General features: G+C 48.3%; 15 protein-coding genes. 9 read left to right on the forward strand and 6 right to left on the reverse strand.

Features of this window, described 5'->3' with window-relative positions:
- Positions 1-7 precede the first annotated feature (7 nt).
- Entirely contained in the window at positions 8-787 is a 780-nt protein-coding gene (gene srtB / locus M4D81_RS03880) for a class B sortase (RefSeq protein ID WP_260064538.1), read from the forward strand.
- Positions 788-887: 100 nt separating this feature from the next.
- On the opposite strand, the gene M4D81_RS03885 is transcribed toward srtB, so the two are convergent.
- The 3 genes from M4D81_RS03885 to M4D81_RS03895 all read right to left on the reverse strand — a co-directional run bounded on the left by M4D81_RS03885 (position 888) and on the right by M4D81_RS03895 (position 3,493).
- Positions 888-1,841, reverse strand: coding sequence for an aldo/keto reductase (locus M4D81_RS03885; RefSeq protein WP_260065076.1), 954 nt, complete (start codon positions 1,839-1,841; stop codon positions 888-890).
- A 102-nt stretch (positions 1,842-1,943) separates the two neighbouring features.
- The gene (locus tag M4D81_RS03890; RefSeq protein ID WP_260064539.1) at positions 1,944-2,762 is read right to left on the reverse strand and encodes a helix-turn-helix transcriptional regulator; all 819 of its coding nucleotides are present in this window, start codon (positions 2,760-2,762) and stop codon (positions 1,944-1,946) included.
- Between the two features lie 260 nt (positions 2,763-3,022).
- Positions 3,023-3,493, reverse strand: a complete 471-nt coding sequence (locus M4D81_RS03895; protein WP_260064540.1) for a MarR family winged helix-turn-helix transcriptional regulator — start codon at positions 3,491-3,493, stop codon at positions 3,023-3,025.
- Positions 3,494-3,652: 159 nt separating this feature from the next.
- On the opposite strand from M4D81_RS03895, the gene M4D81_RS03900 reads away from it, so the two are divergent.
- The 4 genes from M4D81_RS03900 to M4D81_RS03915 all read left to right on the forward strand — a co-directional run bounded on the left by M4D81_RS03900 (position 3,653) and on the right by M4D81_RS03915 (position 8,260).
- On the forward strand, positions 3,653-4,573 hold the full coding sequence (locus M4D81_RS03900; RefSeq protein ID WP_260064541.1) for an alpha/beta hydrolase family protein: 921 nt from the start codon (positions 3,653-3,655) through the stop codon (positions 4,571-4,573).
- A 352-nt stretch (positions 4,574-4,925) separates the two neighbouring features.
- Entirely contained in the window at positions 4,926-5,597 is a 672-nt protein-coding gene (locus M4D81_RS03905; protein ID WP_260064542.1) for a response regulator transcription factor, read from the forward strand.
- Positions 5,585-6,691 (forward strand): HAMP domain-containing sensor histidine kinase, encoded by a 1,107-nt coding sequence (locus tag M4D81_RS03910; protein ID WP_260064543.1) that lies wholly within the window; start codon positions 5,585-5,587, stop codon positions 6,689-6,691. The genes M4D81_RS03905 and M4D81_RS03910 overlap by 13 nt, the downstream gene beginning before the upstream one ends.
- Before the next feature lie 51 nt (positions 6,692-6,742).
- Positions 6,743-8,260: a serine hydrolase domain-containing protein gene (locus tag M4D81_RS03915; RefSeq protein WP_260064544.1), complete on the forward strand. Its 1,518-nt coding sequence runs from the start codon at positions 6,743-6,745 to the stop codon at positions 8,258-8,260.
- 76 nt (positions 8,261-8,336) lie between these two features.
- Here M4D81_RS03915 and M4D81_RS03920 read toward each other — a convergent pair whose 3' ends face one another.
- Together M4D81_RS03920 and M4D81_RS03925 are read right to left on the reverse strand one after the other, a co-directional pair.
- A complete protein-coding gene (locus M4D81_RS03920) occupies positions 8,337-8,771 on the reverse strand; it encodes a flavodoxin domain-containing protein (RefSeq protein WP_260064545.1) in 435 nt (144 codons plus the stop codon).
- A 12-nt stretch (positions 8,772-8,783) separates the two neighbouring features.
- Positions 8,784-9,215, reverse strand: a complete 432-nt coding sequence (locus M4D81_RS03925; protein ID WP_260065079.1) for a MarR family winged helix-turn-helix transcriptional regulator — start codon at positions 9,213-9,215, stop codon at positions 8,784-8,786.
- 119 nt (positions 9,216-9,334) lie between these two features.
- Between M4D81_RS03925 and M4D81_RS03930 the strand changes: the two genes are divergently transcribed.
- On the forward strand, positions 9,335-9,592 hold the full coding sequence (locus tag M4D81_RS03930; protein ID WP_260064547.1) for a hypothetical protein: 258 nt from the start codon (positions 9,335-9,337) through the stop codon (positions 9,590-9,592).
- Between the two features lie 644 nt (positions 9,593-10,236).
- Positions 10,237-10,815 carry a TMEM175 family protein gene (locus M4D81_RS03935; RefSeq protein ID WP_260064549.1) on the forward strand — a complete coding sequence of 193 codons (579 nt, stop codon included), beginning with the start codon at positions 10,237-10,239 and terminating at the stop codon, positions 10,813-10,815.
- Positions 10,816-10,923: 108 nt separating this feature from the next.
- Here M4D81_RS03935 and M4D81_RS03940 read toward each other — a convergent pair whose 3' ends face one another.
- On the reverse strand, positions 10,924-12,372 hold the full coding sequence (locus M4D81_RS03940) for a DHA2 family efflux MFS transporter permease subunit (RefSeq protein WP_260064551.1): 1,449 nt from the start codon (positions 12,370-12,372) through the stop codon (positions 10,924-10,926).
- Between the two features lie 167 nt (positions 12,373-12,539).
- On the opposite strand from M4D81_RS03940, the gene M4D81_RS03945 reads away from it, so the two are divergent.
- A complete protein-coding gene (locus M4D81_RS03945; protein WP_260064552.1) occupies positions 12,540-13,094 on the forward strand; it encodes a TetR/AcrR family transcriptional regulator in 555 nt (184 codons plus the stop codon).
- A gap of 293 nt (positions 13,095-13,387) precedes the next feature.
- Entirely contained in the window at positions 13,388-14,164 is a 777-nt protein-coding gene (locus M4D81_RS03950) for an AAC(3) family N-acetyltransferase (RefSeq protein ID WP_260064554.1), read from the forward strand.
- The last annotated feature ends 9 nt before the right edge of the window (positions 14,165-14,173 follow it).

Raw genomic sequence — 14,173 nt, forward strand, 5'->3', positions numbered from 1 at the left:
TAAGAAAATGAGCAAAACCAAAAAAATTCTTATCGCCGTTTCTTTCCTTGTGTTGGTATTTTCTCTCGTCAATGTTGCGAGAATTTTCCTGCGGGATTATGCTGAGAAGCAGAAAATCGAAGAGCTGGCAACAGCTTGGGAGGAAGGATCGGACAAAGGCGGAGGGGCTGCATCCCCCTCCGTTTTGTTCAATAAGGCGAATGAGCCGGTCATGCTTCCCGAATTTCGAGAACTTTACGAGAGGAACTCGGACATCGTCGGCTGGCTGAAGATGGACGGCACCCGAATTGAGTACCCGGTCATGCAGAATCCACAGGATGCGGAGTACTACCTCAATCATGATTTCGATAAAAAGGAAAACAAAGGCGGCCTCCCTTTTATGGACGCGCATAGCCGGACCAAAGGTTCGGACATTATGCTGATTCATGGGCATCACATGAAAAGCGGCTGGATGTTTAAAGATTTAATGAAGTACAAGGACGAAAGCTTTTATAAAGAGCATGCAACGTTCCAGTTCAGCACGCTTTATGAAAAGGAAGAGTATGAGATTGTTGCCGTTATTCTGTCAAAAGTTTATCGTAAATCGGACGACGTTTTTAAATACTACCAGATTGAGAATGTAAGTTCGCCCGCCGAGTTCGAATCGTATGTTCAGAACATCAAAAAACTCGCTCTTTATGACACGGGCGTAACAGCCCGGTATGGCGACAAGCTTATTGTACTGTCCACGTGCGAGTACTCGAACGAAAACGGCCGGTTAGCGGTGGTCGCCAGAAAACGTTCATGACGATGTTGAAATACAGAGTGAAGCTGTTTTATATCGCGTTCTCCTTTGGAGGACGCGATTTTTTTAGGCTTTACTCTGACGCAGAAAGGGCGGATGCTTGTCAGAAGGCGCCGAATCTGCTACCTGCGGCCACGTCCTTGGGGGATATACGTTCAATCTCCGCCAGATCGTCAGCTGATAGCGTCACTTGCAGCGCTCCAAGGTTCTCCTGCACACGGTCCAATCGTTTCGTTCCCGGAATCGGCACGATTTGCTCGCCTTGTGCCAGGAGCCAGGCTAGACTCAATTGGGCGGGAGTGCAGCCTTTTTGAGAGGCCATTTTCTCGATCAGGGAGACCACCTCAACGTTCTTGGCGAAGTTCTCGCCTTGGAATCGCGGGTAATAGCGACGATAGTCGTCTTCCGGCAAATCCTCAAATTTCTTGATCTGGCCGGTCAGGAAGCCGCGGCCAAGCGGGCTGTAAGGGACTAGACCGATACGCAGCTCCTTAAGAACCGGGAGAACCTCGTCCTCCACTTCCCTGCTCCATAGGGAATATTCGGTTTCGACTGCGGTTAAGGGATGTACCGCATGAGCCCGTCGGATAATATCGACTGGCGCCTCCGACAATCCGATGTATCGAATCTTCCCTTGCTTTACGAGGTCAGACATCGTGCCGACTGTTTCCTCGATAGGGGTATTGGGGTCGGGGCGATGCTGATAATAGAGATCAATGTAATCCAGTCCCAGACTGTAGAGGCTGGCATCAACGGATTTCTTGATGTAGGCGGGATCCCCTTTCGGACCTTGACCATGTGTAATTCCGAATTTGGTGGCGATAACGGCCTCATCGCGCCGAGCTTTAAGTGCACGTCCGACAAGCTTCTCATTTCCCCCAAACCGCCCGAGCATGTATTCCGTCCCATAAAGGTCGGCTGTATCAAACATCGTCACGCCCATATCCAATGCTCCCTGAATCGTACGCACGGATTCGTCGTTGTCAGGCATCATCATCGTCCCGAGGCTGATGGCCGACACTTCAAGTCCTTCTTCTCCTAGTTTTCTTTGCTGCAGCATAGGTACCCCTCATTTCTGGCGTTAGGATTATTCGAATATGAGCCCATTCTAATCGATCCTTACCAAGGCAACCACACAACGTTTTTACTAGTAAAAATATTAACGGTCAGAACCCGGATCCTCTGTAGCCGGGGTGTAAATGCAGATGTGGATATCCGGGCGGTCAGACAAATTCACCAAGGAATGGATATCATAAGCAACAGGTTGATGGATACCGGGGGGCTGCAAAACAATCCGGTTGACCTTTTTGAGTTGGACATCGTATTGTCCCCACAATCGATCGAATTCAGGACTGTTCTGAGTAAGATGCTCTACTGCCGTCTCAAACCAAGAATCATCCCGGTGTTTATCATAGTAAGTTCGGAACACGCCCACCGAATATCTTGAGAATTCTTCTATATTCACGATGCGATTGCGCATTTCCGTATCTTCGAACAACAAACGCATGAAATAACGTTCTTGGACAGGGATGGAAGCAAAGTCGGTGAACATCTCCTGAGCTGCCTTGTTCCAAGCGAGCACTTCGCTTCTCTCATTGGTGATGTGAGAAGGGTATGTCAATTGATCTATAATCTTCTGCATATGCGGATCTACGACGGCTGGGCCCGCAAAAGGCGTTTCGAATGCATGCGGGTTCCAGAGCTGATATAAATGACTCTTCTCGGCTGGAGATAATTGGAGTGCTTCGGCGATGCTGTCGATCACATCTTTAGACGGAGTTAAATCTCGCCCTTGTTCCAGCCACGTATAGTAAGTGACGCTCACGCCCGCTAGTACGGAGACTTCCTCGCGCCGCAGTCCGGGCGTCTTCCGTTGTCCGCTCGCGAACTCCAGGCCCGCATCCTCCGGTGAAAGTCGTTCTCTGCGTGATTTGAGAAACGCTCCCATTGCTTTTGCTTTGCTGTTAGTCACAGTCATGGATCGATCACCACCTGAATGTTGGGTATTGAGCTTCATTTGATAACAAATAATCGTTGTAGAACTACGATAACATTTTACTATATATAAACTCCCGATGTGGTTGATGAAGGTGCGGCAAAAATAATTAGGAATAATAGCTTAACTGTCGCCAAGGCGAAGTATATGGATAAAAAAAGAAAGAACTCTCCGCGTCTGGAGAGTTCTATTTATTGAGTACGATTGACTTATCCTCTGAAGGAATGACATCAAAAAACGGGTCACGGCGTAGGTGGTTTACCAGACGCGGAAGACCCTGTTTTTGTACTCTCCGCAAGCCTGGTAATCGACTCAATGTCTTGATCAGTTAAATGATCCAGGAAATATTTGCGTATTGCCTTGGAAACTATGGGACGGGCACCATCCAATGCCGCTTCTCCAATAGAAGTGATGATGACTTGAACACCGCGATCCGTGTCTAACGGCTTCCTCATCACAAGTCCGCGTTTTTCCATCCGCGTCAAATGGTGTGACAGTCGACTCTTGTCCCAGTCCATCGAGTCGGCCAATTCCTGTTGGCGAAGGTTGCCATTCCCCAAAAGGGCTAACCGATCCAATACCCCATAATCACCCTCTGACAGTCCAGTCTGCTCAGACATCTCTTTTATTACGCGACCGAAGATGCTCTGAAAGGAGCCTTTCCACATATACCATATTCGCATTTCCTCTTGGTTTAGCTCGTTCTTGTTCATAGGAACATCATAGCATGGTTGACGCGTCAACTACAATATGCTACAGTTGACGAAGGTTGACATATCAACTGGAACTGCCGGTTTATTTCAGGAACCAGCTTGACCGCTTTCTCCCCGTAACGGTTTGGCTAATCTTTTTTCAAGAAAGGAACATTTATTATGAAAATTAAAGTTAGTGTGCCTACTCCAGTCGTTTCGGTGAAGCCGGTAGTCCTATCAGCGCCGGACCGTGGCGAGGATCTGCAAGTGCGAGTGTCTGCGCCCGCGACTGGGAGTGAATTGCCTATTATCGTTTTCTCGCACGGCTTTGGCTGGTCGTTGGATGGCTACGGCCCGTTGGCCGACTACTGGGCTGCTCACGGCTTCGTGGTCATTCAACCTACCCATCTCGATTCGAGGACGCTGAACCTTCCTCCTGAAGATCCCCGTACGCCACGGATCTGGCGTTTCCGAGTCGAGGACATGAAGCGCATCCTCGACCAGCTTGATCAACTTGAAGCTTCCGTTCCCGGTCTCAGTGGACGCCTCGATCGAAGCCGTATTGCGGCAGCCGGACACTCCTGGGGGGGCCAGACGGTGAGCATGCTGCTCGGCGCGCGAGTTCTCGATACCCACGGCGAGCCGGGAGAGGATATGTCCGACTCACGAATCAAGGCGGGCGTGCTGCTTGCCACGACTGGCAAGGGTGGTGCTGACTTGAGCCCGTTCGCGGCAGAGCACTTCCCCTTCATGAACCCAAGCTTCGCCGAGATGAGCACGCCGACCCTCGTGGTAGCGGGAGATCATGACCAGTCCCAACTGTCCACTCGGGGACCGGACTGGTTCACCGACCCGTACTTCCTGAGCCCGGGCAGCAAGAGCCTGCTCACCCTCTTCGGAGCCGAGCACTCGCTTGGCGGGATCCCCGGTTACAGCGCTGCGGAGACGACGGACGAGAGCCCCGAACGAGTCGCCTTGATCCAGCAGATCACGTTGGCCTATCTTCGAAATGAGCTCGACCTCGACGACTCCAGCTGGCCAGCCGCTCGCGCGGCTCTAGAAGAGAGCAATATACCGCTGGGGCGCATCGAGTCCAAATAAGGGAATGACGATCGCACGAGCTTGTAGTAGCGTTTCATGTCGCTGTCATAAGCTTGGACCAATAGCTTGTGTTCAAAAATTAGAGCGCAAAAAAATTCTGGCAGAGCACCCCGATTTCACTTGAACCTTACGTAACGTAACGTTTTACAATAGAGCTACCGGTACATAGCTAGCGCCAAAGAGTGGGGATGGTTCAGAAGCGACATTGGAAGGTCGGGCGCCTTGCCAAAAAGGCTGCTACATAAGTAGTGACTCTAAAATTGTCGCCGTTCACGATCCCTGCCGGGAATCGGACGGCGATTTTTGTTATGCTGGATCCAGAGAAGTTGATAGGGGAGGCGGACAGGGCAAGATGAAAAAGATACTGATCGTAGATGATGAAGCCGATCTTCGCAAATTGCTCACGGATTACTTTGAAATAAACGGGTATTTTGTGATGAAGGCGAAGGATGGTAGTGAGGCGCTGCGGCAAATAGAGAATCAACCGGATCTTGTGTTGCTGGATATCAATATGCCGGAGCTTGACGGTCTGGAATTATGCAGGAAAATCCGGCATTTTGTGTCCTGTCCGATCCTGTTTCTAACCGCCCGTGGCGAGGACGCGGATAAAATATCGGGATTTCAGGCCGGAGGGGATGACTATATAGCCAAACCGTTCAGTCTTCATGAGCTGGGCGCGAGGGTAGAGGCACATTTGCGCAGGGAGATGCGAAGCCAAACGAAAACGTCCGTACGATTTAGCGAAGATTTGGTCATTGATTATTCGGCGCGCGCGCTTTACATCCACGATGTACAAATTCCCTTGGCCAAAAAAGAGTTCGATATTATAGAGCTGTTGTCCATGCATCCCGGAATGGTGTTTGACAAAGAGCGTATTTTTGAAAAAGTGTGGGGACTGGACGGCGAAGGCGACAGCGCCGTAATAGCGGAGCATATCAGGCGAATTCGTATCAAATTGAAAGAGCATGGCTGCGGCGACAGGATTGAAACTGTATGGGGAGTGGGTTACAAATGGCGAAAATGATAAACTGGCTGAGCCTGAAGCGGTTAACCTTGCTGCAATCGTTCATCCTATTATGCTGCCTTACGCTCATTGCCGTACTAGTCGTCATCACATTGGAGTTTAGATGGGCGGAAAGCATACGGTTGCGGTTTGCCGGCTATTCTTCCGTGAACGATTGGTTGCTGCCTTCCCTCGTTGCGGTTGTCCTGTTAACGGTTGCCGTCGGCATCGTCCTGATGGGCAGCTTGTTTTATCGGTGGAAACTGAAAAAACCGCTTGAAATCCTGATGCAGGCATCAGAGAAAATTTCGGCGAACGATTTGGGGTTTCATATTTCTTACGACAGCCGGGATGAGATGGGGGAATTATGTCGTGTATTTGAGAACATGCGCGGTCAGTTGGAGAAAAACTATCAAACGCTTTGGCGATCAGTCGAGGAACGGAAACAACTTAACGCTATTTTTGCCCATGATCTGAGAACGCCCTTATCCGTTCTGAAAGGGTACTCCGAGTTTCTGACCGCTTACTTGCCGGAGCGCAAGGTATCCGAGGAGAAACTCTTGGACACGATTCAAACGATGCAGGCGCATATCGTCCGTCTTGAAAGCTACACGGAGGCGATGAATTCTATTCAGAAGCTGGAGGATATGCCGGTCCAGAGCCGTATGATTGAAAAGGATGAACTTATCTCTTTGCTGAATGACAGCGCGCGCCAAGTTACCGAACGGAATGGTAAGACTTTCGGTTCATCCATTGCCGCGGAAGCGAACGAAATAACCGTCGATGTCCATTTGGCGATGCAGGTTTTTGAGAATTTGATCGTAAATGCAGCGCGATATGCCTCTAGTCACGTAAGCGTTCATTATAACGTCGGCAAGGGCTTCTTTTCTATAACCGTCGCGGATGACGGCGCAGGTTTTTCCGAAGTGGCGCTCCGCAAGGCCGTACTTCCTTTTTATCGAGGAGAGGTATGGGATGCCAATGAACATCACGGACTGGGGCTTTACATTTGCAAAGTTCTTTGCGAAAAGCATGAGGGTAGTCTGCAGGTAGCCAACGGCCTCCATGGCGGTGGAAACGTAACGGCAAGTTTTTTGTACGGAGTTGATAAATAGTTGAAAAAGATCGATTAGCATTTTCCTTAACATGAATTAAGGAGTGCTGGTATGAGAACCGTAGAGAAGAAAATGTGGCTGGTCTTGAGTTGTTTCCTGCTATTGATGGGCATCCTGGCCAGACCCGCTTCCGCCGTTGAAGTCCGAAGCAAAGCCGAAGTCCAGCAGGAAATCGATCAGTACGTCAAAAAAACGATGAGGGCCAATCATATTCAGGGTGCGGCCCTTGCCATCGTTCATAACGAAGAGGTGTTCTATACGCAAGGATACGGCGCTATGTCAGATGGCCGTGATATAAACGACCGCACCCCCTTTCCTATTGCTTCGTTAAGCAAATCTTTTACGGCACTGGCTGTCCTTCAGCTGGTGGACAAGGGACTAATCGAGCTTGATGCGCCGTACGCATCTTATTTTCCCGACCTTGCACCTAAGGACGAGCGCATTCGGGATATTACCGTTCGGGATCTGCTCAACCAGACAAGCGGTCTTAATGACAAGGTGAATCCCGACATGACCCGTTCGTCCCCATATCAATCGCTCCGACAGGTTAACGAGTCGTTGAACACGGTTCAGCTGGCGAATGATCCTGGAGCAGCCTATAGCTACCACAACCCGAACTATCAATATTTGGCTTTATTGGTCGAGACAATGAGCGGACAGAACTTCTCCGATTACTTGGAGGATCATATCTTTGAGCCTCTGGGAATGAGAGATACCTTTAATGTAAGCAACACACGGCAGATCAATGAGAATTCCGCCATTCCGCGAGGGCATTATGTATTGCTAGGCCATCCTGTAAGCCAGTCTGAACCGTCTTGGTTCGTTGACGGGCCCGCCGGTATGATTTCGACTGCCGAAGATATGGCCAAGTGGATGCTCGCCCAATATAATGGCAGGCTTCTTACGCCAGAGCTGATGGAGCAGTACCAAACGGCCGGACAGAAGGGCCCGTATGGAATGGGGTGGCTTGCGGAAGAGGATGAGCAGGGGGGCCGGACGATTTCCCATAGCGGAATTTTATGGACGTACAAGGCGGAAGAGACGATCGATTTGGATCAGCGGCTGGGCATTGCGATGATGTTTGACTCCGGTTTAAACGCCTTTGTCGGTTATTCGGCTTTTGTCGACGGAATCGCAAAGATTATGAAGGGAGAAAAGACCGAATCGACGATTGTCAACAGCAAAAACATGGAGGCGGTTATGATTCTGCTGGTGCTTGCGACGATGGCTTGGGGGATATATAGGCTCTATCGTATCCATCGAAGCAAAAAGGCCATGACAACCGGGAAATTGATTGTTTCATTAGCCGGAGGACTGCTGCCTATCTTGATACTCTTGTTTCTGTCGCCGTTAGCAACATTTATTGGCGCCGGGCGAGTATTGCCTTGGTATGGACTATGGACGGCCATGTCATCGCTGATCATATGGCTGGTTGTATTATCGCTTGTAAATTTAACGGTTATGGTATGCCGTTTCAGGTTGTATTATCAAGCAAAAAAGATGAAGGGAATAACCACCTCACCTTATCAAGGAAACCTTCAAGGTAACCTCAATCCGTATGAAACCTAATCATCGACAAATGGCCTGTCCTGCGTATGAACAGAAGGCTTGACGAACAGTTGAGTCGTTAGAAACAATAGTTTTTCTAGCGCTTGAATTTTTCGGAGAATTCTTTTATTTTATCCACGAAAATTCCTTTCAGTTGATCGGTGCCTTCTTTTGGTGCAGCATAGGCCTTATAGCCGCCAAACGATTCCATGCAGATCGCGGCTTCTCTCAGATCAACGGGGATATTGCGCACCATTATTTCTTCTGTTTCCTTTGGTTTTTCATTGCAAATAAAGTAGCCCATTTTCTTTCCCAACAATTCTTGGTGATTTTTTTTGATAAAATCGCGAATGGGCTTATATATTTTCCCGTCTCGAACTCCGGCACCCAAAATAATGCTGTCAAAATTTTCAATTGCCGGTTTCTCTGTTTGAATATCGCAAATCGTACAATGTGGAATTTCATCTGCAAGAATTTTTATGCATTGCTCGGTTGCTCCTGTTTTCGTAGCATAGATAGCTAATACAGCCATATGACTCATTCCTTATCGTTTAGTGTTTGAATTAAGATGATGAATTTGCTCCTCTAGCACGCTGCTTGCTTTGTTTAGAAATTGTGTAATGAGCTCAAGCTCTTCATCCGAATATGAGGAAGCCAGTTTGACCATCGCTGCGTGAAGCTGGAGATACGTAGCACTGACGTCTTCTTTATTCTCATAAAGAGGGACGATAATCACTTTTCGGCGATCATGGGGATCCGGTTGCCTGCGCACGAAGCCGTTTTTTTCTAGTCGGTCGATTAAAGAGGTGACGCTGCCTGTTGTCAGCCCGGTTAGTCTTGACAGCTCGCCGGCAGTGACGGGGCCTTTTTCATGCAGAATGTCGATAGATAAAAAGTCATTATTATATAGCCCTAGGGAAGCAGCTACACTTTGCTGGTAAAGTACCGTTCTGGTTCCCAATCCGCGCATGCCCATCGTAAGTTTTTCCTGTTGCTCTGTGGGTTGTTCGAGTCGATTATTTGGCAAACGATAGTCCTCCTTGAATTTAAATAAATCTTGATTATCAAGACTCTCTATCAACAAGATACTTTATTGTGCTTGCTGATGTCAAATGGGCAACAACTTTTGAAATCCACGGATACAGCATCGCGGAGACGACGGACGAGAGCCCAGAACGAGTCGCCCTGATTCAGTGGCTCACGTTGGACTACCTTCGCACCTCGACGAATCCAGCTGGCCGGCAGCTCGTGCGGCTCTGGAAGAGAGCGCCATCCCACTGGGTCGTATTGAGACCAAGTAAGGGCTTGACGAGCGGTAACCACCCGAAACGACAGTGCCTACTCGCCCTATAGTAACCGTTGATGAAGAGTTGCCCCGATGACGTATGCGGTCATGGAAGGACCTACAAAAAGGAGACGTTAGTCGAACAAAGCGATCTCAAAGGCAATCCCTCAAAGGATGCCTAAAAAACTTGTGGTTACTAACAGCGAGGAGACCATAATAAGTGACGGGGATGTTTCATGAGAGGTATCGTGGCGCTGTCGAACCTTGCCAAAACGCGTTAGCTACCATGATGATTCACTGGACAGTGATTCGAGCGTCAGCGGAAACATTGCGAAGGGATTTCGCAAGCAAAACCTCGAAAAACTAAAAGCGAAATAGATATTATGACCTCATCTGTAAAAGCTCATTAGTTTCTAAATTAAGGCGAATCGCTTGAGTGTGAAACAACCCCCAAAATTCAGGTGAAAAGTAGGTAGACTCAAGACAAACGATCTCTATAATGGAAATATGAGACGTGCAGCTCACGAGATTTAAGTTGCCATGTACGTATGCAAAGGCAACGAGAACCGGATAGCGTGCGCCACGGTTATTTTGTGTGTAGGACGGTGAAGAAGGCAAATTTATCAACGATAAAATAATCGAGCTATTGATTTCGGGGAGGGAGATATCCAGCCCCTAGGATAACATGAGCGAGGGGAATAGGTGAGACGTTTTGAAAGCAAATCGGATGGAAGCACTCAGCGATGGTGTGCTGGCCATTATTATTACGATCATGGTGCTGGAATTCAAAGTGCCGGAAGGCCATGACTGGCATGCGCTGATCGGACTTGGCCCAAAAATTGTTAGCTATATTTTCAGTTTCGTATATGTCGGCATCTACTGGAACAATCATCATCATCTGTTGCATATGGTGCGTACGATGAATGGGCGGTTGATGTGGCTCAACTTGCTGCTTCTCTTCTGGCTATCCCTTGTGCCGTTTACGACAGCTTGGATGGGGGAAAGCCATTTTGCACCTACACCAACTGCGCTTTACGGTATTATTCTATTACTAGCGGCGTTCTCGTACTGGCTGCTTCAGCGTATGATTATGAACCAGCATTCAGGCGATTCCCCATTCGTCGGAGCGATGGGCAAAGATTGGAAGGGGAAACTATCTCCTTTACTCTACTTGATTGCGGCCTTGACCGCATATGTGAGTGTTTGGATATCCGGCTTCTTTTTCGTACTTGTTGCCGTGATCTGGTTCATGCCGGATAAGCGAATCGAGCACGTTCTGAGAAGTCACTAAGAAAAGCTCTTCGATTCTCGCATGCGGGCGGGCTTCGAAGAGCTTTTTTTGGTTTATACACTGCAATGATAGTTAGCGTTGGTTATAATAGAGGGTCTTCCATGCTAACTACGATTGCTTTTGTTCGATCATGGTTTTGTTTTTCATAGGCATAAATAATGTTATAACCAACGCGACAACCGAGAGAATCATCATGAAATAATAGGCGTCGCTTGCCCCTAAAATGGATGTGAGGGATTTAAGGAGCTCAGCAGTCGTTGTAGGATTGTTCTGCATCACATCAGCTGCATGGCTTGTTGCCTGCACGGTATAAATCGTAATCACGACGGCAGTACCAATGGCGCCGGCAATTTGGCGAACGGTATTATTCACTGCCGTACCGTGCGTACCGAGGTGTTTGGGCAGTGCATTGAGTCCGGCCGTATTGAGTGGCATGGTGATGAAACTTAATCCGATTCGCAAGCAAATGGTACGAATCATCAAATACATATACGTGGTTGACTCAGATAAATCTGTTACCGCCCACATGGATGGAATAATAAACAGCAAACCAATGATGAACAGCGGCCTCGCACCAAAACGGTCATATAATCTGCCGGTGACAGGCGACATCAGCGCATTGACAACCGCACCCGGCAATAAGAGCAGTCCTGCATCGAATGCTGTAAAACCACGACCATCCTGCAGATAAATAGGCAGTAAGATCATGTCCGCGTACATCATCATCGTGACAAGTACGTTAATAAGAGACGTTAATGTAAAGATTTTATTTTTGAAGACAGACAGGTTCAACAGGGGATCATCGGACTTGATTTGCCGTATACAGAATATGGCCGTTACCACGATCCCGATGCCTAAGAACAGGATGACCATGGCATCGTCCCAGCCTTTACTGCCTGCACTGCTGAAGCCGTATAAAATAAAGCCGAATCCGACGGTTGATAGAAGAACGCTTCCCACATCAAGCTTCGACTTGGCTGTTTCGGATACATTGACTAAATACTTGAATGCCAATGCGATGACCATGATGACAAGTGGAATGAGACCGATAAATAACCACCGCCAAGAGTGGTATTCGACAATAAATCCCGCGAGCGTTGGCCCAATAGCCGGAGCAAAAATCATGGCCAATCCAAGCAGTCCCATAGCGCTGCCGCGTTTTTCAACGGGGAAGATGGCGAGCACAACACTCATCATGAGCGGCATGATAATTCCTGCACCGGCTGCTTGGATCATCCGTCCTAACAAGAGCACGACAAAGCTGGGCGCCGCCGCACAGATGATCGAACCAACTAATAGAAACGACATGGCGCTTATAAATAATTGACGCGTTGTAAAGCGTTTCATTAAATAGGCCGTAATCGGGATCAATATCCCGTTAACCAGCATAAATCCCGTTGAAATCCATTGTACGGTGGCTGCCGTGACATCAAATACATCCATTAGATTGCTTAAGGCGACATTCAACAGCGTCTGATTGAGCGTGGATAAGAAACAACCAAGGATTAAGATGGTTAGTAATATCCCTTTATTTATTTTCTTTATGTCTTCTTGCATGGCTGCTGTCCTCTCTTCATTGCTTTTTCGACACGGTGTCAATAAAATATATCTTATCAGCATTGAAGAGTGATTCCTATTTGCAATTCTGCTGAAACTGTCGACTAAACGACAGATGGGGAAGATCGGTCGATGAAGTGACAAATAAACGATAATCGAGGGATGACATGCCTGAACATAAAAGAGTGGATCCACGAGCTATTCGCTCCAAAAAGCTGCTGAAACAGGCCGTTTTTTCATTACTGGCCGACAATCAGGAAGTTTCTCAATTAACCGTCCAAAAAATTGCAAACCGTGCGGAGCTAAATCGTGCCACGTTTTATTTGCATTATGAGGATATTAACGATTTGCTGCGCCAGGTCGTGCATGAAATCTTTGACGACTTGTCCATGAAAGTCGAGCCGCTATTACAAGTGAAGAGCCGAAACGAACGGGAGCAGCTGATTGCATTTTTAAATTATTTTTATGAATACCGGAAAATTTTCGCTGTATTGGTTGAGCATACGGGCTTCAAAACCCACTTGTCGAACCTGTTGAAAAATACGATCAAACAACGCAGAGACGCAAGAAACATCCATTCCACAAGTGGGGTTGCCTCCGTTGATATTGTGGCATCATCACTTCTCGGGATTATTATGTGGTGGATTAAGGATGGTACCGAGCATAGCGCTGAATACATAGCGGATCAAATTACCCTGATGTATAAAAGAAAGTATTTGTAACCGATTAGGCGCAAAGAGGCGAAGCTGGCAACTTTAGAACCAATATTCATAGAAACATTGCAAATATTCCCACCCCTCTATATCATGGACGTATCTTTCGTAAAAAGCCTATCCAATGGAGAGTCACCATTTACGAGGAACAGCGGCAAGGAGCTGTGGCGAACACGGTCGAACATGCTCATGCATCGCTTCAGCAATTATTAACCGATACATCCGCCGAGCTGCACTGGGAAATCATCGAAAAATAATAGTGACAGCCAGTTTTTGATATCCTGGCGTGGGGGGAGAAGAACATGCATACATGGGAAAGCTTAATGAAGCAATTAGAGCAGCTGGGCATTAACGGCAAAGGGACGCTCTTGGTACATTCTTCCATGAGGAGTATGGGGCATGTTGAGGGTGGCGCGGACACGGTTCTCGATGCTCTCACAGCGTATATGAAGGATGGGCTGCTGGTGCTGCCCACCCACACGTGGTCTTATATCAATGGGGATAATCCAAAATTTTACGTGGATCAGTCACCTTCTTGTGTGGGGATCTTACCCGAGCTTTTCCGCAAACGGCCTGGTGTGGTGCGTTCGCTGCATCCTACTCATTCCGTGGCGGCATTGGGTCAGGATGCCAAAGCGTTCACAAACGACGATCATCGTTTCGATACGCCATGCGCTAGAGGTTCTGCCTGGGGGAAGCTGCTCGACCGAAGGGCGACCATCTTGTTAGTTGGGGTCGATTTAAAGCGCAACACCTTTATTCATGGAGTCGAAGAGTGGGTGGACATTCCAGGCAGGTTAACGGATGACCATGAGAAGCTGTACACGGTTTTACCGGATGGAACGGAAATCCCGGTGCCCTCCCGCAGACATTGCGGGTTATCGTGGTCAGAGCATTTCTGGAAGGTCGATGAGGTTCTGGAAAGTCGGGGCGCGATGCATAAGGGGCATCTTGGCGATGCCGTTGTCCGGGTATGCGATGCGGCCGCGGTGGCGGATGTTATTACGGACATGCTTAAGGACAATCCGGATTTGTTCTCGGATAATCATCCCTTGGACCACACCATGCACAACGTTTAGACGAGGACT

Origin of the sequence: Paenibacillus sp. p3-SID867, assembly GCF_025142895.1 — a bacterium.
Lineage (GTDB): Bacteria > Bacillota > Bacilli > Paenibacillales > Paenibacillaceae > Paenibacillus_AQ.